General features: G+C 61.7%; 19 protein-coding genes and 2 pseudogenes. 11 read left to right on the top strand and 10 right to left on the bottom strand.

What is annotated here, in order from left to right; translation table 11 throughout:
• Positions 1–480 precede the first annotated feature (480 nt).
• The 6 genes from BSU04_RS33280 to BSU04_RS33255 form a co-directional block, all read right to left on the bottom strand.
• On the bottom strand, positions 481–1,332 hold the full coding sequence (locus BSU04_RS33280) for an ABC transporter permease subunit (RefSeq protein WP_089164530.1): 852 nt from the start codon (positions 1,330–1,332) through the stop codon (positions 481–483).
• Positions 1,332–2,123: a taurine ABC transporter ATP-binding protein gene (locus BSU04_RS33275; protein ID WP_089164529.1), complete on the bottom strand. Its 792-nt coding sequence runs from the start codon at positions 2,121–2,123 to the stop codon at positions 1,332–1,334. The genes BSU04_RS33280 and BSU04_RS33275 overlap by 1 nt, the downstream gene beginning before the upstream one ends.
• Positions 2,120–3,139: a taurine ABC transporter substrate-binding protein gene (gene tauA, locus BSU04_RS33270; protein ID WP_089164528.1), complete on the bottom strand. Its 1,020-nt coding sequence runs from the start codon at positions 3,137–3,139 to the stop codon at positions 2,120–2,122. The genes BSU04_RS33275 and tauA overlap by 4 nt, the downstream gene beginning before the upstream one ends.
• Before the next feature lie 145 nt (positions 3,140–3,284).
• Positions 3,285–4,091 (bottom strand): amino acid ABC transporter permease, encoded by an 807-nt coding sequence (locus BSU04_RS33265; RefSeq protein ID WP_089164527.1) that lies wholly within the window; start codon positions 4,089–4,091, stop codon positions 3,285–3,287.
• Entirely contained in the window at positions 4,081–4,824 is a 744-nt protein-coding gene (locus BSU04_RS33260) for an ABC transporter permease subunit (protein ID WP_089164526.1), read from the bottom strand. The genes BSU04_RS33265 and BSU04_RS33260 overlap by 11 nt, the downstream gene beginning before the upstream one ends.
• A 1-nt stretch (position 4,825) precedes the next feature.
• Positions 4,826–5,662 carry a transporter substrate-binding domain-containing protein gene (locus tag BSU04_RS33255; RefSeq protein ID WP_089164525.1) on the bottom strand — a complete coding sequence of 279 codons (837 nt, stop codon included), beginning with the start codon at positions 5,660–5,662 and terminating at the stop codon, positions 4,826–4,828.
• A gap of 323 nt (positions 5,663–5,985) precedes the next feature.
• Here BSU04_RS33255 and BSU04_RS33250 point away from each other — a divergent pair, with 323 nt between their 5' ends.
• The 9 genes from BSU04_RS33250 to BSU04_RS33210 all read left to right on the top strand — a co-directional run bounded on the left by BSU04_RS33250 (position 5,986) and on the right by BSU04_RS33210 (position 16,102).
• Positions 5,986–6,879, top strand: a complete 894-nt coding sequence (locus BSU04_RS33250; protein ID WP_089164524.1) for an amino acid ABC transporter ATP-binding protein — start codon at positions 5,986–5,988, stop codon at positions 6,877–6,879.
• A gap of 21 nt (positions 6,880–6,900) precedes the next feature.
• Positions 6,901–7,527 (top strand): cysteine dioxygenase family protein, encoded by a 627-nt coding sequence (locus tag BSU04_RS33245; RefSeq protein WP_089164523.1) that lies wholly within the window; start codon positions 6,901–6,903, stop codon positions 7,525–7,527.
• Positions 7,527–8,714: a cystathionine beta-lyase gene (gene metC / locus BSU04_RS33240; RefSeq protein WP_089164522.1), complete on the top strand. Its 1,188-nt coding sequence runs from the start codon at positions 7,527–7,529 to the stop codon at positions 8,712–8,714. The genes BSU04_RS33245 and metC overlap by 1 nt, the downstream gene beginning before the upstream one ends.
• A gap of 33 nt (positions 8,715–8,747) precedes the next feature.
• Positions 8,748–10,370 (top strand): rhodanese-like domain-containing protein, encoded by a 1,623-nt coding sequence (locus BSU04_RS33235; protein ID WP_179258521.1) that lies wholly within the window; start codon positions 8,748–8,750, stop codon positions 10,368–10,370.
• Entirely contained in the window at positions 10,367–11,188 is an 822-nt protein-coding gene (locus BSU04_RS33230) for a transporter substrate-binding domain-containing protein (protein WP_089164521.1), read from the top strand. The genes BSU04_RS33235 and BSU04_RS33230 overlap by 4 nt, the downstream gene beginning before the upstream one ends.
• Before the next feature lie 217 nt (positions 11,189–11,405).
• On the top strand, positions 11,406–12,851 hold the full coding sequence (locus tag BSU04_RS33225; protein WP_089164520.1) for an NAD(P)-binding domain-containing protein: 1,446 nt from the start codon (positions 11,406–11,408) through the stop codon (positions 12,849–12,851).
• Positions 12,852–13,017: 166 nt separating this feature from the next.
• A complete protein-coding gene (locus tag BSU04_RS33220; protein ID WP_089164519.1) occupies positions 13,018–14,109 on the top strand; it encodes an ABC transporter permease subunit in 1,092 nt (363 codons plus the stop codon).
• Positions 14,103–14,972: an ABC transporter ATP-binding protein gene (locus BSU04_RS33215; protein ID WP_089164518.1), complete on the top strand. Its 870-nt coding sequence runs from the start codon at positions 14,103–14,105 to the stop codon at positions 14,970–14,972. The genes BSU04_RS33220 and BSU04_RS33215 overlap by 7 nt, the downstream gene beginning before the upstream one ends.
• 74 nt (positions 14,973–15,046) lie before the next feature.
• Positions 15,047–16,102, top strand: a complete 1,056-nt coding sequence (locus BSU04_RS33210) for an ABC transporter substrate-binding protein (protein WP_089164517.1) — start codon at positions 15,047–15,049, stop codon at positions 16,100–16,102.
• Positions 16,103–16,137: 35 nt separating this feature from the next.
• Here BSU04_RS33210 and pdxR read toward each other — a convergent pair whose 3' ends face one another.
• On the bottom strand, positions 16,138–17,613 hold the full coding sequence (pdxR, locus tag BSU04_RS33205) for a MocR-like pyridoxine biosynthesis transcription factor PdxR (RefSeq protein WP_089164532.1): 1,476 nt from the start codon (positions 17,611–17,613) through the stop codon (positions 16,138–16,140).
• Positions 17,614–17,795: 182 nt separating this feature from the next.
• Between pdxR and BSU04_RS33200 the strand changes: the two are divergent.
• Positions 17,796–18,517 (top strand): annotated as a pseudogene (locus tag BSU04_RS33200) (GNAT family N-acetyltransferase).
• A 106-nt stretch (positions 18,518–18,623) separates the two neighbouring features.
• Positions 18,624–19,199 (top strand): annotated as a pseudogene (locus tag BSU04_RS33195) (gamma-glutamyltransferase); the annotation flags it as partial.
• 106 nt (positions 19,200–19,305) lie between these two features.
• On the opposite strand, the gene BSU04_RS33190 reads toward BSU04_RS33195, so the two are convergent.
• The 3 genes from BSU04_RS33190 to BSU04_RS33180 form a co-directional block, all read right to left on the bottom strand.
• Entirely contained in the window at positions 19,306–20,616 is a 1,311-nt protein-coding gene (locus tag BSU04_RS33190) for a UDP-N-acetylglucosamine 1-carboxyvinyltransferase (protein WP_089164516.1), read from the bottom strand.
• Positions 20,617–20,800: 184 nt separating this feature from the next.
• On the bottom strand, positions 20,801–21,538 hold the full coding sequence (locus BSU04_RS33185) for a hypothetical protein (protein WP_089164515.1): 738 nt from the start codon (positions 21,536–21,538) through the stop codon (positions 20,801–20,803).
• Positions 21,539–21,874: 336 nt separating this feature from the next.
• Positions 21,875–22,438 carry a TetR/AcrR family transcriptional regulator gene (locus BSU04_RS33180; protein WP_089164514.1) on the bottom strand — a complete coding sequence of 188 codons (564 nt, stop codon included), beginning with the start codon at positions 22,436–22,438 and terminating at the stop codon, positions 21,875–21,877.
• Positions 22,439–22,454 lie beyond the last annotated feature (16 nt).

The following is a 22,454-nucleotide window of genomic DNA, read 5'->3' as shown; positions in this document are numbered from 1 at the left end:
ATACGCGTGAGGCCGTGCTGGTTCCTGGACAAATAGTGCTTGCCCGAGAGCACTGATGGCGAAGCGTGTCTATGTCAGGATTCGCGAGAAGGAGGGGTTCAAACATCCGTGGCTCTGGCGAGCACCGTGCTTTTGGGGCACCTATGAATGAAAACTGCACGCTGTGGACACTTAGGGTAGCGTGGTTTGAAAGCGTTTTCTTTGCTTCGTTTCTTTGTCGCTTTGGACAAAGAAATGACGTGCCGCCACGCACAGTGGCTAACAGTGCTAAAGAAAACATCCGACTCACGCAGACCGCTAAGACCGAAAGCAGCAACCCGGCATTGACCCAGACCGCTAGCGCAGGAATCTAGCAACCCGGCATTGACCCAGACCGCTAACGCAGGAACCTAGCAACCCGGCACTGACTCCGACCGCTAACCCCCAGCCAGCAAACACCCCCAAACCCGGTCCACCGGCGCGAGCGAACCCGCCCCCTCCTCAAGCCTTCCCGCGCCAGGGCACCAACCGTCGTTCCAGCGCGCGCATACCTAAATCGAAGGTCCACGCAATCAAGCCGATCAACACAATCCCCATCACCACAACATCGGTTCTGAGAAAGCTCGATGCGTTCAGCACCATCTGCCCGAGTCCCGCTGTTGCCGCCACCATCTCGGCCGCGACGAGCGTCGTCCAGCCGAACCCGATAGCGATCCGCAAGCCCGTCAGGATCTCGGGTAACGCGGCCGGCAGCACGACGAAACGCACGACCTGCGCAAAGCTCCCGCCTAGTGAATACGCGGCGTTCACCTGCTCAGCGGTGGCGCTCCGGGCGCCTGCCCGTGCAGCCATCGCGATCGGTGCGAAGCAGGCGAGATAGATCACGATCAGCTTCGCGGTTTCATCGATACCGAACCAGATCACGACCAGCGGTAAATATGCAAGCGGCGGCAACGGCCGGTAAAACTCCAGCGGCGGATCGAGCAGGCCCCGCGCAATGCGGCTTACCCCCATCAGGATGCCGACAGGCACGGCTGTCAAGCTTGCTAACGAGAACGCACCGAACACGCGAATGGCGCTCCACAGCAAATGCTCGGACAGCGGCAGACCGCCTTGAATACGGCCATTCCACGCATTAATAAATGCACTCCACACCGCTTGTGGCGAAGGCAGGAAAAGCGGCGCGACCCAATGAAAAGACGTTGCCGCCCACCAGAGCGCCGCAATCGCCGCGACCGACACCACACTCAGGGCCGCGGTCGGACCTTCGCCCGGAAGGCCGCGTCGCGGCTTGCGCCGGCGCTTGGCTTGCGACGCGGCGACAGTGGACGGCAGCGAGTCGATCGAACTCATCAGCTCACCTCCTGCAGCGTAGCGTGGGACCCGTCATGCAGCCGGTGAACCAGCCGCTCGCGCCATTCAATGAACGCGGGCGATGACTTCACCGCGCGCGCATCGCGCGATTCGAGAAACTGCCGCGCGAACGGCAACGCGTGGCTTTCGGCGATCCGGCCGGGACCCGGTGTCATCAGGACCAGCCGCGTCGCGAGGAACAACGCTTCTTCCACGCTATGCGTGATGAAGAAAATGGTCTTGCGGGTACGTCCCCATACATCGAGCACGAGTTCCTGCATGGTCTCGCGCGTAAGTGCATCGAGCGCGCCCATCGGTTCATCCATCAGCAGCACCTGCGGATCGCTCGCAAGCGCGCGTGCGATACCCACGCGTTGCTGCATGCCGCCCGAGAGCGCATAGACCCGCGCATTGGCGTGTTTTTCCAAGCCGACCAGGGCCAGCGTTTCACGCGCTATCTCACGGCGCCGCGTCCGGCCCACGCCCTGAAAACGAAGTCCGAGCGCGACGTTGTCGATCACATCGAGCCACGGCATCAGCGCATATTTCTGAAACACGACACCGCGTTCGGCACCGGGCCCGACGATCGGTTCACCATTCAGACGCGCCTCGCCGGCTGTCGGATCGATGAAGCCTGCGAGGCAGTTCAGCAGCGTTGTCTTGCCGCATCCGGAGGCACCAAGCGCCACCACGAACTCGCCACTGTCGATCTGCAGATCGACGCCCTCCAGAGCGGCCGTTGCCGCGCCCTCATAGGTCACGCCGAGGCCGCGAATGTCCAGCGTGCTCATCGCGATGCTTGCTGTACGAAGCGTGGGTCGACGCCGACCGAATAGTCGGGCAGCAGGTTCTGGATCGTGCCCTGCGTCTTCAGGAACGCCGCAGTGGCTGCCAACGACTTCGCGGCACCCGACTGAGCGCCACCGCCAAGCCAGGCCGGTGAAGCCTGTTCGGTGAGTGTCGGGAAGGCGTAAAGCGCGAGACTCGCGGGCACGTCGGCGGCGGTTGCGCCCGATTCTTGCGCCACGCCTTCGACCTGCTTCGACCCGGCTGTCCAGGCGGATTTGTGATCGCGATACTGGGCGTCGGTGGCGGCGAGCACCTTGACCAGGCCCGTCACGAATGCATCGTTATCCTGCGCGAACTTGCGGCTGACGGCGAAACCATCGAAGGTTGCCTTGCCGGTTTCCTTCGCCACTTCGCCCGATGTGATCAGTACCTTGCCGTTCTTCTTGACCTTCGCCAGCACCGGGTCCCAGATATAAGTGGCGTCAATGTCACCGCGTTCCCATGCCGCGGCCACTTCGGGCGGCCGCAGGTTGAGGATCTTCACCGTCGACGGATCGACGCCGGCATTTTGCAAGGCGACGAGCGCATGGAAGTGAGAGGTAGAGACGAACGGCAGGCCGATCTTCTTGCCCTTGAGATCGCTTATCTTGGTCACGCCCGAGCCGTCTCGGGCAACGAGTGCCTCGGCGTCGTTGATGTTGTCGAGGATCCAGAACAGGGAGATGTCCACGCCTTGCGAGAGGCCGGCCGCGATCGGGCTTGAACCGGCTTCACCCAGCTGAATCGAACCGGATGCGAGCGCGCGGATCACGTCGGCGCCGCTGCCAAGCTTGCGATACGTCACCTTATAGCCCGTCGCTTTCTCCACTGCGCCGCTCACTTGAGCGTAACGCCAGGGGACGACCATGTCCTGGTAACCGATCACGACTTCACGCGACTGCGCGTGAGCGGCGCTCGTGGCCACGGCGAAGAGTGCAACGCCGGCGCACGCGCGCAGGGAGGAGAAAAAGCGTTTCATCGGAAGCCCCGGTTCAAGTGTGTCTTGTGAAAGGGTTTCGACTATAAGCAATCCGCGCTCAAGCGGTTAGAAGCATTCGTGCGTTGCAAATGACGTTGCTCAAGCGTTGCTTTACACGTAGCGTTGGAAGCATCGGGCCCGCGCTTTATGCGGTCCTCAGCCGTTTTTCGAACGTCCGCGTGAGCCACGAAATTGGATAGCAGTAGGCGAAGAAGATCACGAGCGTGGCGACGTAGGTCAGCACCGTAAAGCTGCTGCGTGCGACCGTGCTGCTGGCGATCTGCGCGGTGTCCAGCAGGTCATGGATGCCGACCAGCGACGACAGCGCGGTGCCCATGGTGATAATCGCGTACACGTTCATCCACGGCGGCAACATGCGGCGAACGCATTGCGGCACGACTATCTTCAGCAGGATTTGCCAACGGGAAAACGCCAGCGAGGCCGCCGCTTCCCACTGCGCTGACGGGATGGAGGCAACCGCGCCGCGAAATACTTCCGCTATGTTCGCGCTGGCCGGCAGAGCAAGCCCGAGCATGACCTTTAGCCAGTCCGGAAACGGCACGGTAGTGCCGAAGACGCGGATCTCGAAGGGGAACACATAGGTCGTGAAGTAGATCAGCACGAGCCATGGCGCATTTCGAAACGCGACAATCCACAGTCGAGCCAACCGCCCCGCGAACGATTTGGACATCGCGAGCGCGCCTGCAAGCAGCCCGATCATTGTCCCTATAAAAATCGCGCCTATGCTGATAAGCACGTTCATAGCGAAGCCGTGCGCCAATGCCGGTGCCCATTCTACGAGGCGTGCCAGCGTCTCACCGCGCGAGCCGGCTTCGGGCGCGAGTGACCACAAAGCGGCGCCTGCCGCGACAATGCCAACCACGCCATAGATGCCGGGCGGCAAGCGCATGCCAGCGGGCTTGCCCGCTGGCGACGCGGAATCAGTAGCCATAACCGGGAATCCTGTAACGACGTTCAAGCCAGCTGCCGGCCAGCGTGACCAGCCAGGTGAGCACACCGAAGAACGCGAGAATCAGCAGCATCAAAGCGAGCACATTGTCGCGCTGGGTCCAGATCATGATGGACTGGTAGGTGACGTCGCCCACGGCGATAGCGGACGCCACCGCAGACGCTTTCACCAGTTCCACCATGTTGTTGACGAGCGCGGGCAGGGCCGCGCGCAACGCGAGCGGCAGTTCGATGCGCCAGAATCGCGTGGCTCGGCTGAAACCGAGCGAGGCCGCACCTTCGAGCGTTTGAGAGGGCAGTGCGTCGAAGCCGGCGCGCAACGCTTCCGCGTGAAAGGCCGCCTTGTGCAGCGACAGCACAAGTACGACCCAGAAAAACGGCTTGAACGGGTTATCGATACCGCGTGCATGCAGCCATTGCGTAATCAGCATGTTGAGCACGAGAAACGCGCAATATAGTTGCACAAGCGTTGGCGTATTGCGGGTGACTTCAATGAAACCGCGCGCCAGTCCGCAGACCAGCCGGTTGCGGCCGCGCAGTGCGAGCAGCAACAGTAGCCCTGCAACGGCGCTGGCCGTCATGGTCGAAACAATGATCTCGATGCTCACGCCCAGACCCTGCACGAACGGCACACGCTCGTAGTCGTCGAGCAGGAAGCGGTAGTCGAGTCCAAGGCGCGCTGTCGCCGTGACGAAGCCGTGCAGCAGCGTGTCCATGTCAGTTCTCCGCGGGCAATTGCTGGTGCCACTCAGCCAGCGCGGGCGACGGCGGGTTGAGACCGTTCTTCGCCTCGGTTGCAATAAACCAGCCGTTGCGATGCAGATCGCGCACGAACGTATCCAGTTTGGCGGCGGTATCGTGTTCGCCCTGACGCACCCAGATCACGGACGGTGCGGGTTCTATCTCAGGCTGCAGGGCGCGGTAGTCATGCCACTCGGGGTCACTCTGCAATAGCGGATAAAGCAGCGGCGCAGCGTCATGAACGGCTGCGACGCAACTGCCACCGCGCAACGCCAGCAGCGACTGGGAGGCGCCCGGAAAGGCCCGAGGGATTGCACCGTAGCGTTCCACTATCGGGCGGATGTAACTGCTGCCCTGCGAAATGCACACCGGCTTGCCGCGCAGATCTTCCCAGCGCGTAATACCGCTTGTCTTAAGCGTGATTGCTGTTCCGCCGACGCGGTAATAGGGCGTGGCCACATGGTCCAGGATCTCGCCGCGCTGGGCGTTGTACTCCATGTTTGCGATCAGGATGTCGACTTTGCCCTGCTGAAGAAACTGAACCCGTGTGGAGGGCAACACGGACACCAGCTGCACTTTCACGCCCAACCTTTTGCCGAGTTCGTTAGCCAGGTCCACATTGAAACCACGCGGCTGTTGAGTCGAGGGATCGAGTGAACCGAACGGACTGCCACCGATCAACACCCCCACTGTGAGTTCATGGCGGGAATTGATTTTGTCCAGGGTTGCATCCGCGTGTGCTGTAAAGGACGCGGCCATGGCTGATGCCAGCACGACGGGTGTAAGCAGGCGGCGAAGTTTCGTCAGGGTCATGGCGTTGCATAGCGGCAGGAGAGCCTAACAGAATAGGTAAGCGCCAGCGTGTCGCCAAGGAAGCGAATCTGCTAAGCAAATTACCGGACTGGTGGATTAAGGACTTAAAAGAGCTCGCTGGGCGCGGTGTGCACCTGGGGGGCATCTTTAGCAAGTCGGCTGCTATCGATTCGACGAATGCTTGGTTATCGAAAAGGGGCGTCGTTCTTAGAATCGTCGCTCCAGCATGCTTTCGTGCGCTTGAGAAGGAACCCCGTGATGACACTGTTGATCCTTTCGAAACGCGTTGTCAGGACCCAGGAAAAAACGCCTCTGGAGGTCGCATGAGCCTGCTGGCGCTTGCACTCGATCCGCTTCAGGAGGCTCCGCCACCTGGCCTTGCGCCAGCACGACAGGGCGTGGCCGGGAGCGCTGATCCAGTGCTGGTTTCACTACGCGATGTCCACCTCTCCTACGGCACGGTGCCGGTGCTCAAGGGGATCGATCTGCGCGTGCGACGAGGCGAGGCTGTCTCCATCATCGGGCCGTCCGGCTCAGGTAAGTCGACGCTTTTGCGTGTGATCAACGGCCTGATCGCGCCGCAGCAGGGCGAAGTGCACGTCGACGGAATCGATGTCCGCGCGCAGCGCACCGACGCGCAGAAGATAGCGCTGCGCAAGCACATCGGCTTTGTGTTCCAGCAATACAACCTGTTCCCACACTTGAATGTGCTCGCCAACCTGACCATCGCGCCGATGAGCGTGCTTGGACGCAGCCGCGCCGAAGCCGAGCACGACGCGCATGCGCTGCTTGCGAAGGTCCGGCTGGCTGACAAGGCTGATGCTTACCCGGGCGAATTGTCGGGAGGCCAGCAGCAGCGCGTCGCTATTGCACGGACACTTGCCATGCGGCCCGACCTGATCCTCTTCGATGAAGTGACGTCCGCCCTCGATCCGGAAACAGTGGGCGAAGTGCTTACGGTGATTGGCGAACTCGTCGACGACGGCCAGACATGCGTGCTGGTCACGCATGAAATGCGTTTCGCCGAAGATGTCAGCGACGAAGTGTTTTTCACGGAGGGTGGCGTGATTGTCGAGCAAGGCGCACCGTCGCAGATTTTCGGCGCGCCGGAGAATGAACGCACACGCCTGTTTCTTCAACGTGCACGCGGTGATGACCGGCGCGCACTGCGCAAACGCTCGCGAAGCGGTGCCGCTCTCGCTTTGGCTACTCCCTGACTACTACCCACATATTAAAACATGACCGCAACCTCCACACCCGATCAGATTGGCGAACGCCAGGCCGCTGTTGCTGCGTTGCTGGACCATGTACGTCATATTGTGGCGAAGCAGGGCGTGACCCGCGCGGCGCTCGACGCCATCAGCGAACGTCTGCAGGCGCTTGCCGCGGAGCACGCCGCGTTGTTCTCTTCCGCAGATTTCCCGCCGCCGCAAGCGGGCAGCGGCGATACGTCGACGCGATATCGGCTGAATCCCGGTGAGGACGGGTTCGCGCTTTATCTCAACTCGCTGCTGCCCGGAAAAACTACCATTCCGCATAACCACGATACGTGGGCGGTCATCGCGGCACTCGACGGAGAGGAGCTGAATCGTGTGTACAAGCGCACGGACGACGGTACGAACGCCGAACGCGCCACGCTCGATCTCGAGCGCGAAGTCGTGGTACGTCCGGGTACACCGATCGCGTTCCTGCCTGAAGACATTCATAGCATCCACGTAACGGGTGCTACGCCCACCTTGCATTTTCATCTCTATGGGCGTCCGTTGGAAACGCTCTCCGGCCGCCTCGGTTATGAACTCGATACCGGACATGTGGTGCGCTACAACACGACCCACATGCAACGCGGCACGCAGGCGGTTGGCTGATGACTGCGCCTCTGCTACGCAAGGCCACGCGCCTGATCCGTGCCGGTGCGCCCGCGTTCATCGGTGGCAGCGCGCCAGTCAATGTGCCGGTCGAACGCACGAGCACGGTGCGTTTCGAGAGCACGTCGAGCCGCGCGGCCCTGCATAAACGGCGCGACGCCGGTGAGGCGGTCAGCACGTACGGACGGCATGGCACGCAAACGCATCGGGCGCTGGAAGCGGCTATTGGTGAACTGGAAGGGGCACGTGACGTGCAGCTTGCCCCCTCGGGTTTGTCCGCAATCTCACTGGTGTTCATCGGCTTGTTGTCGCCGGGCGATCACGTGCTGGTGCACGACGGTGTTTATGGGCCTGTGCGCGAGCGGATCGAGCCACTACTTACGCGGCTGGGTATAACATTCACTTACTTCAGCGCAGCGGATGGTTTGCCGCGTAAGTTGCTTCAGGCCAACACGCGCCTGATTTACGCAGAGTCACCCAGTTCGTTTCTATACGAGATCATTGATCTCCCTGCACTTGCGGACTTCGCTCACCAGCAAGGCGTCTTGCTCGCCGCGGACAACACGTGGGGGGCGGGCTTGCTGTATCAACCGCTGGCGCTGGGCGCGGATATCTCCGTGCAGGCCGTCACGAAGTATCTGGGCGGACACTCGGACCTGATGCAGGGCGTGGTATCGACTGCTGACGCAGCCATCGGGCAGCGCATAAGAGAGGCTCACGACGCGCTGGGCCTGAGCGTTAGCGCCGACGACGCTTATCTCGCATTGCGCGGCATCCGTACGCTCCCTGTCCGCCTCGCGCAACACGCGCGCGGCGCGTTTGCTGTCGCGTCGTATCTGCAACGCGTGCGCCAGGTCACGCGTGTCTTCCATCCGGCATTGGCTACCGATCCCGGACACGCGTTGTGGTCGCGCGATTTCCATGGCGCGAACGGGCTCGTCTCGTTCGCCTTGCGTGACGCCGATGCCAGCCACGCTGCTGCTTTTATCGACGCGTTGCAGCTATTCAGCATTGGCGCCTCATGGGGCGGTTACGAAAGCCTAGCCCTTGTCGCGCCGCCGCGACGTTTGTGTTCCCATAGCTATTGGCAGGCACAGGAAGCCGTGATCCGGTTGCATATTGGGCTGGAGGATGCGGACGATCTCATCCTCGACCTCGCACAAGCGTTTCGCAGCGTGTTGTCCTGAACGCTGTCCATTCCTCATTCCGGCTTTTCTCCCATGACCTCAATCCGAAACGACACAGCTTTCGTCGATGCATCCCTTGTCCGCGCATGGCTGAACGACGAAGCCGAAATTGCCTTGCTCGATGTCCGCGAAGCCGGACAATTCGGTGAAGGGCATCCGTTCTTCGCGATCCCTTTGCCCTATGGCCGGCTGGAGATTGATGCGCCGCGACTGGTGCCGAGACCCGACACGCGGATTGTCTTGCTTGACGATGACGAAAGTATCGCGGTACTCGCAGCACGTCGTCTGGGCGCGCTCGGCTACACGGATGTATCGATCCTGCGCGACGGCGCCCGCGGCTGGCAGGCGGCAGGTTATACGCTATTTAAAGGCGTAAACCTGCCGTCGAAGACCTTTGGAGAACTCGTTGAACACGCGTATGGAACGCCGCATCTGTCGCCGGAAGCGCTTGCGGTTCTGATCGAGGAAGGACGGGCGCACGCGTTGTTCGACGGACGGACGCTCGATGAACATCGGAAGATGACCATCCCAGGCGCTGTTCCCGTGCCAAACGGCGAGCTGGCGTATCGGATCGGAACGCTTGTTGCCGACCCTGCTACACCGATCGTGATTCATTGTGCCGGGCGCACGCGCAGCATTATCGGCGCGCAGACCTTGCGCAATCTTGGCGTGCCGAATCCGGTGATCGCGCTGGAGAATGGCACGCAAGGCTGGGCGCTCGCGGGACTCAAGCTTGAGCATGGCAGCGAGCGCCGCTATCCGGAGGGTTTGAACAAAGCGGCGGTTGCTGACGCGCAGGCGCGCGCGGCCAAGCTTGCTGCGCGCTTCCTCGTTGCGACGCTCGATGCTTCGGCCGCGCAAGAATGGCTTGCTGATCCGCACCGGACGACCTTCCTGATCGATGTCCGTACGCCTGAAGAATTCGCGCGCGACGGGCTGCCAAACGCCGTCCATGCGCCCGGAGGACAACTGGTGCAAGCGACCGACCAGACCATAGGCGTGCGGCGTGCCCGCGTGTTGCTGGTCGACTACGACGGCGTGCGCGCTCCCGTGATTGCCACATGGCTCGTGCAGTTAGGCTTTGAGGCCGCGTTGATCGATGCCGCCAATGCAACTACGCTGCACATTGGCAAGCGAATTGCATCGGCGCAATCGTCCTTGCCACTGCTCGACACAGCCGCGTTACGCGAAGCCGCAACAGGCCATGTCTTGCTGCTCGATTTGCGATCGAGTGCGGCGTATCGGCGAGAACATGCTGCTGGTGCACACTGGTCGATTCGTCCGCAACTCGCGAAAACGCTCGCCTCGCTTAAGGCGGCACCCAACGACACGTTGCTGTTATTCGCGGACGAACCTGCGGTAGCAGGCATTGCAGCAACCGACCTGCGCGAACTGGGTTTCACCTCGCTTTATCTCGCCGACGATGGAATCGACACCTGGAAAAAAGCGGGCTTGCCGCTGGCATCTACGCCCGATGTTCCTGCCGATGCCGCGCGTATCGACTATCTGTTCTTTGTCCACGATCGTCACGATGGCAACCTCGACGCCGCTCGCGAGTATCTCGACTGGGAGATCGGTCTGATCGCGCAGTGCGCACCGGACGAACTTGCTGTTTTCCGTATCGATGCACCCGCCACAGAAAGTCCCAGCCAATGAGATTCCGCTTCGCCACCTGCTTAAGCTTTACGTTGACCGCGCTTGCGCTCTCGCAAGCCGTTCACGCCGATGCCACCCTCGAGCGGATCAAGTCACGCGGCACGCTAACCGTGGGCGTCGTGCTCGACGGTACCTACGGTTCGCTCGATCCGCAGACTCGCAAACCCATTGGTTACAACGTCGAACTTGCGCAAGACCTCGCCAGACGCCTTGGCGTAAAGTTTGAAGCGGTGGAAGTCACGCCTCCGAACCGCGTGCAATTCCTTCAGCAGGGCAAGGTCGATGCGCTGATCGCGAGCATGCAGTACACGAAGGAGCGTGACGAGATACTGAGTTATGTGCCCACGCCGTTCGAGGAGATCGGTGGCTCGGCGATGGTGCACAAGGGGTCAGGTATTCATGACTGGAACGACCTGCGCGGCAAGCCTGTTTGCGTTTCGCAAGGCAGCAACTACACGCGGCCGCTGATTGAACAATACGGGGCACAGGTCAAGGGTTTCAAAGGCATGCCCGAAGCGCTGCTGGCGCTGCGCGGCGGGACGTGCGTAGCGTCGGTGCATGTGACGCCCGGCATTGAGGCCCGCCTCACCGGTGCCTCGGGCGAGTGGCAGGACTATGAGTCACCTATCGCTGACCAGTTGATCCCGTCGCCGTCGGTGATCTGGGTGCGCAAGGGTGAGACAGACACCGTGGCGGCGCTCGACAAGATCGTGAAGGAGTGGCACCGGAGTGGTTTTCTCATCGATGAAGGCAATAAGTGGCACATGCCTCCCTCAAAGCAATTGCTTGCCTGGCATCAGGAGTATTCGTCCAAGTGACGTGCAGGGCCGGTCACGCCGCACCGGCCTCTCGCCCAACCGATGCAACTCGATCCGAATAGAGACCGCATAATCCAAGCATTGAAGTAAGTGCAGCTTCGCCGGCCGTTCCATTCCGTAAAAAGCGTCTAAGCAAAGTTGAATTGCTTGGTTGCCAGCGCGCGTGTCCCTTTTCAATATCTCGATCATCCCTCCATTTCCTGATTGAACCCGCGCAATGACAAGCCCCTCCAATCTCGATGCCAACGCGCTCGATACGCTGCGCCTGCTAGGTCCCGACCCGGATAACTGGGTGCCGGACCGGGCAGGTATCGACCACAACGTCGTGATCGTCGGCGGTGGACAGACCGGCGCCGCATTCGCATTTGCGCTGCGGCGCGCGGGTATCGGCAAGGTTTCCGTGATCGATGCGGCCGCCGACGAAGCAGGCGCGGGTGTCTGGCTCAATCGGGCGCGCATGAACAAACTGCGTACGCCGAAGACGCTGACAGGGCCAGAACTCAGCGTCGCGGGATTGAGCTTCCAGGCCTGGTTCGAAGCGCGTTGGGGCGCGACGGCCTATGCGGAGATGGACCGGATTCCCCGTGCTCGCTGGGCCGAATATCTTGGGTGGTATCGACACTTTCTAAAGATTCCGATTCGCTATGCCACGCGTCTCGCGCGGATAGAACCCCTGGACACTCATTTCCGGTTGCGCTTGCTGAACGCTGCAGGTGACGAGCACGTAGAGACGGCACGCAAGGTCATCCTGTGCAACGGGGTAGCGGGCAACGGCGCCGCACAGATACCGGCCGTGCTGCACGAGAATTTGCCGCGCTCGCTCTACGCACATACCTCCGAGGCTATCGATTTCAACTTGCTCAAAGGGAAAGTGGTAGCCGTGATCGGCGGTGCGGCGTCCGCCTTCGACGCGGCTGCTACCGCGCTGGAAGCAGGCGCCGCGCAGGTGCATCTCTTTGTGCGCCGCGCTGCGATTCCCGCCGTGCCTATTACCCGTACTCGAGGGTATCCGGGTGCGTACGACAACTATCCCGCGTTACCGGACGCCTTGCGCTGGCGTCAGGCGCTGCGCTTCCGGAACGCAGGCTCGACACCGCCGGTCGATGCCGTGGAACGTGCGACCAAGCATCCGAACTTCCATCTGCATCTTGGCGCGACCTGGCGCCAGGCAAGCGCGGAGGGTGGCCATATTGCAGCGCAGGTGGGCAATGAGCACTTCCGGTTCGATTTTGCAATCGCGGGTACAGGCTATCTTGTCGACCCGGCCGTGCGCCCCGAGCTTTCAGCGGTGTCGAAGGACATCCTGCTGTGGCGCGACCGGTACGTACCCGCGGATAACGAGCAGGATGACTATCTTGGCGCGCATCCTTACCTCGGCACGGCGCTCGAGTATCTGGAAAAAATCCCTGGAACGGCGCCTTATCTGGCGAACCTTCACGTATACAACCCCGCGGGTCTCGTCAGCTCTGGCGTGCCGGTAGGCGACGTGCCGAGCATGAAGCGCGATATCCCGGCGGTGGTGAGCCGCATCAGCCGCGATCTGTTTCTCGCCGATCTCGATCGACACGAGGAACGCCTGAACGGCGCGGTGCCTCCCGACTTCAATGAGACGCTCTATGCGCATAGCGTGTGGCAAGGCGAGAAGGCCGACATCGTCGAATAGTCATGCAATCGATAAAGCGCGTGGCCTCATAAACATATCGCGAACGAATAATTGAAAGAGGCCGAAGCATCGCTAGTCTTGACGTTTGTTGCTTTGCAACGCGGCGTCGCACTACCCGGCGCCATCGCACAGGGTTTATTTCAACGTAACGAGGGCCTTCCCAATCATGTCCGGCACTCCTCATTTCGACCCAGCCTCCGGACACCCCGGCGTCGGATTTCAGCCGCGCGCGGCGGGTAACCGAACGAAACCCTCACGTGTGAGCGTAGCGTCTGTCAGCCAGGCCGGCCCGAGCCTGCTGCCAGCGTGGCTCGCAGCGTTGGCATGGCTCGTCAGCGCAGGCCTGACGCGCTGGTGGCCTGACGCGGACGAGTGGCCCCACACCGGTGATCTGCTGGTCCTCAAACTGGTGCTCACAGCGACGGGGCTCCTGGTAGGCGTGGCGGCGCGCAGAAGCATCCTGGCGCGACAACCTGATGCGTCTCCATCACGCGCTGAACGCTGGCTTACGGCCATGCCCTGGCTCGTTGCGCTCGCGGTGGGCGTGACCGCATGGGAAATACTCACCGCGAAACTCGAATGGCTACCCCGGCCGTTTTTTGCTCCCCCTCAAGCGCTGATCGCCGTTTTTTTCGATGACTTCCCGCGCCTCGGTTCAAGCGTCGCTCATTCATTCGGATTGCTTGCCTACGGTTATGTGATTGGAGCCGTGGCAGGTTTTGTGACGGGAGTTGGCATCGGCTGGTCGCGAGCGGTGGGGTACTGGCTGCATCCGGTCTTGCGGCTGATCGGTCCGTTGCCCGCTACCGCTTGGTTGCCGCTGGCGTTCTTTTTCTTTCCGTCCAGTTTCAGCGCCAGCGTGTTCCTGATCGCGCTCGCCACCGGCTTTCCCGTGGCCGTGCTCACCTGGTCGGGCGTGGCGGGCGTCAACAGCGCGTTCTACGACATCGCCCGCACGCTGGGCGCACGGCCCGGCTTCCTGATTCTTAAGGTTGCAATTCCGGCGGCGTTGCCCTCCGTGTTCGTCGGACTTTTCATGGGACTGGGTGCGTCGTTCTCCGTGCTGATCGTCGCGGAAATGATGGGCGTCAAAGCAGGGCTCGGCTGGTATTTGCAATGGGCGCAGGGATGGGCGGCTTATTCGAACATGTACGCGGCGCTGCTGGTCATGGCGCTGATGTGCTCCGGGCTGATCACGTTGCTGTTCCGCTTTAGAGACCGGTTACTCGCGTGGCAGAAGGGGTTGTTGAAATGGTAAGCACGCAAGGCATTGCTCAATCACCGCAATCAGCGCAACCGGCATTCAAGACTGCGGCAAGCGGCGCACGTATCGATGTCAGCGATGTCAGTCACCGGTTCTCGCTGCACGGCGCAGCGCTGCCGGTTCTCGACGATGTCAGCTTCTCGGTCGCCCCGGGTGAATTCGTCGCGTTGCTCGGCCCAAGCGGCTGCGGCAAGTCGACCTTGCTCAGACTCGTGGCCGGACTCGATGTACCCGCGCTTGGCACGGTGTCATCGAACGGAGTGGCAATACGTGGTCCGGACCCGTCGCGCGTGGTGGTGTTCCAGGACCCGACCTTGTATCCATGGCGCACGGTGCGCGCCAACGTCGGCCTTGGACCCGAGGCGCAGCGCAGGCGCCGGCGGTTTCCGTGGAGCGGGGTGCGTCCGGTTGAGCCTCGTCCCGAAGGTGAGCGATCGGCGGAACAGCGTATAGATGCCGCGTTGCGACTGGTCGGTCTGACTGATTTCGAGGCTGCGTATCCGCATCAGTTGTCCGGTGGTATGGCGCAGCGTGTTGCGCTCGCGCGGGCGCTTGTCAACGATCCCGAGTTGCTCGTACTCGACGAGCCGTTCGGCAAGCTGGATTCCCTGACGCGGCTTCGCATGCAAGGCGAACTGGTGAAGTTGTGGCTGGACGCGCGCTTCTCAGTCCTGCTTGTGACACACGATGTGGAAGAGGCGTTGTTCCTTGCGAACCGGGTGATTGTTTTCAGCGAACGTCCGGCACGCGTGACGGCTGAAGTGCGTAATGACGCGCCGTATCCGCGTCATCGCGACGATCCCAAGCTGGTTGAACTCCGGCGTGAGGTGCTTGCGTTACTCGGTCTGGTTGCTTGACGTTACAAGCGAGTTTCCCGACCAAAATCGCACAAACAAAACATCAATAACGAACGACCTGTGGAGAATGTTTGATGAATCGTCCTGATGCCGAGGGTGGCGAAAGAGCCGTTGTGCCAGAGAACAAATCGCGCCGCGCGTGGTTGCGAAAGACCGCGTGGACTGCCGGAGCAGCGGCACTGGGTGGGGCATCGTTTGGCCTTGCCGGATTGCCTGCCCGTGCCGACGACGGCAAGTTAAAGCAGTTGAAGTTGTCGTGGAATGCCGGTGCGATCTGTACGGCGCCGGTACCGGTGGCGCTCAAGCAAGGCTTCTTCGCCAGGCGGGGCCTGGACGTTGAGCTGATCAACTTCGCCGGGTCGACGGACCAGTTGCTCGAAGCCATTGCGACGGGTAAGTCGGATGCCGGGATTGGCATGGCGCTGCGCTGGATCAAGCCGCTGGAGCAGGGCTTCGACGTCAAGCTGACTGCCGGGATTCACGGCGGCTGCATGCGCTTGCTCGCGACGCGCAGTTCGGGAATTGTCGATTTGCAAGGCTTGCGCGGCAAGATAATAGGCGTGAGCGACATGGCGAGTCCCACCAAGAACTTCTTCGCCATTACGTTCAAGAAACTCGGCATCGATCCGGATAGCGACGTTCAGTGGCGTCAGTATCCCGCCAACCTGCTGGGCGAGGCGCTGAAGAAAGGCGAGGTCCACGCGGTTGCAGACGGCGATCCAACCATCTGGATGCTGCGGGAATCGGATCACCTGTACGAAGTATCGAACAACCTGTGCGGCGAGTATCAGACGCGCGTATGTTGCGTGCTCGGCGTGCGTGGGACGCTGGTGAGGAAGGATCGTGCGACAGCGCAAGCGTTGACACAAGCGTTGCTCGACGCAACTGAATGGACGGCGAACCATCCCGCGGAAGCGGCGACTATCTTCGCGCAATACGCGCCGCAGGCAGACGTCGCGCAACTGACGGCCATGTTGAAGAGCCATACGGATCATCATCATCCGAGCGGCGATGCGTTCAAGAAGGAAATCGCGCTGTACGCGGACGACTTGAAGACCGTGGGTGTGTTGAACGGCAGTACGGATTCGAACCACTTTGCTAACCGGGTGTTCTCGGATGTATTGGTGTAGAGCGTGCTGAACCATGCCCACTCCAACCACCGCTTTTAAACCTTCGCCCCACGAATCAGCTTAGCCAGGAGCCGGACCAAAGGTTCGAACAACTCCGCCGACGTATTCCCATATCCGAGCACGAGACCGTTGTCCTCGGGCATGGGCTGCAACGCAAAACTGGATAGCGGAGCGGGCGCCATGCCGTGCTTCCTGGCTGCATCGGCGATGTCACGGTCCGGATAGCACGCCGGCAACCGTACCGTCAAGTGCAACCCGCAGTACCCGCCTTCAATGACATGCGTCATAGGCATATGCCGGGTCAGCGCTTCTCTCAACGCATGCTGCCGATCACGGTACAAACGCCGCATGCGGCCCAGATGCCGGCTGAACTGGCCGCTTTCAATGAACTCGGCCAGCGCGAGCTGTTCATAGCGGTGACCACCTCGCAGCATGTCGTCGAGCGGCGTGCGCATTTGCGCCGCCAGGGTCTCGGGCAGGACCAGAAACCCCAGGCGTAACGACGGAAACATCGTCTTGCTGAACGTGCCCACGTACAGCACGGGCGCCTGCCTCACCAAACCCTGCATGGCACCAATAGGCTCGCCCGCGTGGCGGAATTCGCTGTCGTAGTCATCTTCGATGATCCACGTGCCATGGTGCTGCACCTTCGCGATCAGCTCAAGGCGGCGCGCGACGGTCAGCACCGCGCCCGCAGGATATTGATGCGATGGCGTGGTGTAGATCAGCCGGGGCGGCTGCGACTCCCAGTCGCTTTCATCGGCGATGAGACCATCTGCGTCAACGCGCATCGGCACCATGCGCAGGTCGCCCGTGCGCATCGCCGCCTTCGCTCCGCGATAACCCGGGTCTTCGATCCACGCCGTATCGCCGGCATTGGTCAGCAAGCGCACACACAGCGAAAGCGCTTCTTGCGCACCCTCGGTAATCACGACTTGATCCGGCTCACAACGCACGCCCCGGGCTATACCCAGATGCCGCGCAATGGACGCACGTAACGCCGGCTCACCCGGAGGATCGCCGTAACCAAGAGCCGATGGCCCTGCGTTTCGAATCGCCCGATCGATCGCACGCCGCCATGCGGCCAGCGGGAAATGAGATAAGGCGGGGACACCCGGACGCAACGCGGCGTTGCCCTCAGCGGGTGGCGCGCAGGCTTGAATGCGCGTCAGCCGGTGCGCAATGGCCGGTGCTGCCGGCGCATTGCGCTTGCCTTGCGATGGCGACGGACGTGACAACGTCGCTACCCGCGTGCCCTGCCGGTCAGGTTGCACATATCCCTCTGCCGCCAGCAGGTCGTACGCGGCGGTCACCGTGTTACGGGAGATCGAGAGTTCCTCAGCCAGCGCGCGTGAGCCTGGCAGGCGGCTTCCTGGCGCGAGGTGGCCGTCGAGGATGGCTTCCTTGAAGCGATGATGCAACTGTCGCTGCATGGGCGCCGCGCCGGGCCCTCTGGCGAGCGGCGCCTCAAGCAGGGTTTGCGGCACGGGCGACGGAGCTGGGGTTGTCATGAGCGGAATGGAAAAGTGCACGCTAACGGACCGAGCCACGAGCGTGGAGCCATGAAAAATAGGGAATGTGGCACTTTTTAAGGTTCCATGATTCGCGTACGTTAGCACATGCTTAGCCTAAGTTTTGCCACCTTTCGCGTAAGCCCCTGCTCTACGACCGCCCCAAGCCGCAAGGAACCGTCATGCCCAGCACCTTGAATCAGTATCAGCAACCCGTCGGCGAGTCCTTGCCCCACTGGACTGCGCGCGTGCACCCGCCGCGCGATCCCATGGAAGGGCAGTATTGCGGCTTGAGCCGCTCGAACCGCACCACGCGGCCGACCTCTTCGCCGCCTTTAGCCAAGCGCCGGATGGCCGTGACTGGACCTACATGCCGGTAGGCCCGTTCGACGACGCAGCAAGCTATCTCGAGTATGTCGAACGGGCCGCGGTCAGTCCCGATCCCCAGCACTATGCAGTCATCGACCTGAAGAGGGGAACCGCGATCGGCACCCTGTCGCTCATGCGGATCGACCGGGCCAATGGGGTTATCGAAGTCGGCAACGTGGCGTTCTCGCCGCTGCTCAAACGCACGCCGATCTCGACGGAAGCCCAGTACCTGCTGATGAAACATGCGTTCGATGAACTCGGTTACCGCCGCTATGAATGGAAGTGCGACGCGTTGAACGCGCCTTCGCGGCAAGCGGCTGCGCGGCTGGGTTTCCAGTTCGAAGGCATCTTCCGGCAGGCCGTGCTCTACAAGGGGCGGACACGGGATACCGCGTGGTTCTCCATCATCGACAGCGAATGGCCCACGGTGCGCGCCGCATTCGAACAATGGCTCGCGCCGGAGAACTTCGACGCCGAAGGCGGCCAGCGCAAGTCGCTGACTGACATGCGCGCCCAGCTATCCAAGGCAGGCTAGTCCGGGTTTTTCTACTGCGGCTTTTGCAGGTTCCCGTTTGTAATCTTTGTTGGTATTGTGCGCGGTCACTTTGCGGCCCGGTTGAACGGGACGTCAGGTCACCGAATGGGGTAACGCGGTCTCGGTGACGTACACGCTGAACGACTGGTTCGGCTCGGGCGTGATGGCGAACAAGACGGGCGTGCTGCTCAACGACGAGATGGATGACTTCACGTCGAAGATCGGTGTGCCCAACATGTACGGGCTGGTGCAGGGCGAGGCTAACGCGATTGGTCCGGGACGGCGTCCGTTGTCGTCGATGAGCCCGACAATTGTCACGAAGGACGGCAAGACCGTGATGGTGGTCGGCACGCCGGGAGGCAGCCGCATCCTTACCGCTACGCTGCTGACCATGCTCAACGTGATCGACTATGGCATGAACATTCAGGAGGCTGTGGATGCACCGCGCTTTCATCAGCAATGGTTGCCGGAATCGACGAATCTCGAACGCTTCACGCTGAGCCCCGACACGCAGAAGATCCTTGAAGGATGGGGGCAGAAGTTCTCCGGGCCCCAGCCGTTCAACAACGTAGCGGCCATTCTGGTGGGCGCGCCGTCGCTGGGCGGCAAGCCGGTCGGCAAGAATCGTTTCTATGGCGCGAACGATCCGCGTCGTAACTCGGGACTCGCGCTCGGCTATTGATATTTGATGCACGCTTGGCCGTGACGGCGGATGCTTGACTAACGCCGGCACGGTTCAAGCTTCAAGGTGTCGCGGCTACCGGCCGCGATGCGTCTCACCTCTTATTTCATTCGCTGCTGGTCCACTCCACGTCGGCACCGACCGAGCGCAGGTTTTCCACGAAGCGCGGGTGTGCACGGCGGATCGGCAGTGCATTGATGATCTCCGAACGTCCCTTGATGCTGGCCGCGACCATCAGCAACGCAATCGCCACGCGAATGATGTACGGGCTTTCCACTTTCGCGGGACTCAAAGGCAGGCCGCCGAACGTGATCAGCCGGTGCGGGTCGGACAGGAACACATGCGCGCCGAATTTCGATAGCTCGACTGACCACCCCATTGCGCCGTCGTAGACCTTGTTCCAGAACATGGCGCTGCCTTCGGCTTTCACGCCGAGCGCAATGAAGATGGGCAGCAGGTCGACTGGCAGATACGGCCAGGGCGCGGCTTCCACCTTGGTGAGAATGTTCTGCGTGAACGGCCGGCGCACGCGCAGTGGACCGTCTTGGAACGCGCGCGACCAGCCGTCCCGATGCTCCACGTTCACACCGAACTTCGCAAAGGTCCGATCGATTAGCGGAAACTGGTCGGGTGCGGTATTCCTCACCGCAATGTCGCCGCCGGTAATCGCACCGAGCGCGAGGAAAGTCGCTATTTCGTGGAAGTCCTCGCTGAAACGAAACTCGCCGCCGCTGAGCTTGCGGCCGCCCGTGACGCTCAAACGTGACGTGCCGATACCATCGATTGGTACGCCGAGCAGTGCGAGGAAGCGGCAAAACTCCTGCACGTGCGGTTCCGATGCTGCGTTGACCAGCGTCGACGTGCCGTCCGCCGTCGCCGCGCAGAGCGCGAAGTTTTCGGTGGTGGTGACCGAGGCATAGTCCAGCCAGTGATGATTCGCGGTCATCCGCTTGGCAGTCGACGAAGTTCGCACGATGAGCGAGTCGGTCGTGCGTTCGACCTGCGCGCCAAAACGTTCGAATACCTCGACATGGGGATCGATTTCGCGAACGCCCAGCGTGCAGCCCTTGACGTCGTTTTCCAGTCGCGCCACGCCGAAACGCGCGAGCAAAGGCGGCACCAGCATGATGGAAGAGCGCATCTCCTCGGGCAAATGATGCGCGACGGGGTCGAAGGTCGTTGCGTGATGATGCAGGTCGAGGATGCCGGTGGAAAAGTCCATCGACACGTTGCTGCCGAGCGTACGGAAAATATCGAGGATCTTTTTGACGTCGGTGATTTCAGGTACACCGATGAGACGCAGCGGCTGATCGGTCAACAGCGTGGCGCAAAGGATGGGGAGGACAGCATTTTTATTGGCAGACGGCGTGATCTCCCCGCGTAGGGGGACGCCGCCATGCACGATCAGATTCGACATGTTCGCAAGAGGCTCGTGGAAGAAGCGAGGGGACAATGATGCCACTGTGTGATGTGCACGGGCGAGATGTTGGGGCTAAATTTGCGCGGTGGCAGAGGGTCGTATCAGCTACGCAACGTAGGATGCATGAGTCGAACCGAGGCAAGCGTACGCGAACGCAGTTGGCGGCGGACCAGGCGTCGAGTTATGGCTCAGCGAGACTTTTTCGTTCTAGTCGATTACGCAGCAGGCCGGCGCCCACGGCGCCGATGACGAGCGCGGCGTAGAGCATCAGGAGATCGCGACGCCAGTCATCCAGCGCGACCCGGTGCGCGAGGAGTGTCGGATCAGGGGCGGGGAGGTGGGCGCCAGCCGCCTCCACTATCCGCGTCATGTGCATGAAGCCGGCCGCCGACAGCAGCGGCAGGCCAACGAGCAAGGCGATCAACGCGGGCTTCGCGCGACGCATGAAATCGTGGTGGCGAAAACGTAGCCAGAGTCCAAGGCAACCATGCACCCAGCCCGGCGCGAGCAGCGCAAGTTGCAGACCCTGTGTGCCGCTCGAAATCAGGGAAATCACTATTTTTTCGTAGTCCGGTTCGAAGCCGTAGAGCGAGGCGGCGAGGCGGGTTCCCACTGCATGGCGGATCAGCAGCAGAGGCAGGCTGAGTCCTGCCCAGAGGCGGATCCATTCGGTGGCGGGCAGCACCCAGTGGCGACGCCCGTAGAGTGTGCGCAAGGCCAGCGAAAAATGGAGCGCGGCCGAACCGTAGAGCAGGATCGTACCGGGGGTGCTGTGCCAGAGCCTTATGGCAAGCATCAGACCGTGTCCCGCCAGGTCCAGCGACCAGATGCCGAGCGCATGATTGACCAGATGGAGGAACAAATAGGTCAGCAGCACCACGCCTGACGCAAGCTGCAGATGACGCGAAATCGGTTGCATCTCCATTCCTCTTGACGTCGAACGCAGGCGGGTAGGTTGTACCCAATCGTCGTTCCGTGCGCGACCGCGTCCGCGAGACCTCACAACAAGACCGGCGGCTTGGCGGATTTATTCCCCGTCGACGGCTCTCTGGAATTAAATCGCGCTCGCCCGTAGCCTCATAAGTGCGCGCCTGAGTGAGTTTATCCGGGACTTCAAGTTTGCCCCACGCTCTCCGGTACGACCATTCCATGTATGAAAATCCACGAATTATGGTCGGCATGCCTAAGCAGATATTTGTAGCGAAATGCCTGGCGCCGGTAGCCGTGAAACCCGGAGGCGTGCTCCTCACGGCGCTTACCGCCCCGGGTCCAGCAACATTGCCATGCGGCTGCGAGCAAATGCCGGGTCGATCGGGGCATCGTCGAAGAGCAGGCGATAGATGAGCGGAGCGACGACGTTATCCATCACGATATTGATATCGGGCGGTGTTTCGCCTCGCTCTACCGCCCGGTCCAGGATCATCTGGATCTGCGAGCGCGTGATGGCCGCGCACTGGCAGGCGGGGCTGCGGGCGTCGTTGCTTGCCAGTACGTCGCGCGTCATGGCGCGGCCGGGCGCCGACGACATCTCTTCCTGATATCCCTGCGCCCACGTTTGCAGATCGCTGCGCAGCGATCCCATGTCGGCCGGGCCGTTATCCGGATGAAACCGCTGCAGGGCGACATCGGCGAGAAGGGCCGGTAAATCGCCCCAGCGGCGGTAGATCGTGGACGGCGTTACTCCGGCGCGTGCCGCGACTTGCGGCACCGTCAGTTCCTCGCGCGGCATTTCCTCCAGCAACGTCCTGACTGCGTGATGCACGGACTCCTGCACCCGCGCGCTACGTCCGCCGGGTCGCAACCCTTCCCTTGCTGCCATTGCCTGTCCCTCTCGA

This window comes from Caballeronia sordidicola (genome assembly GCF_002220365.1).
In the GTDB taxonomy this organism is placed as follows: Bacteria; Pseudomonadota; Gammaproteobacteria; order Burkholderiales; family Burkholderiaceae; genus Caballeronia; species Caballeronia sordidicola_C.
The sequence above is the reverse complement of the archived record's forward strand: the minus strand, read 5'-3'. Positions and strand labels throughout refer to the sequence as shown.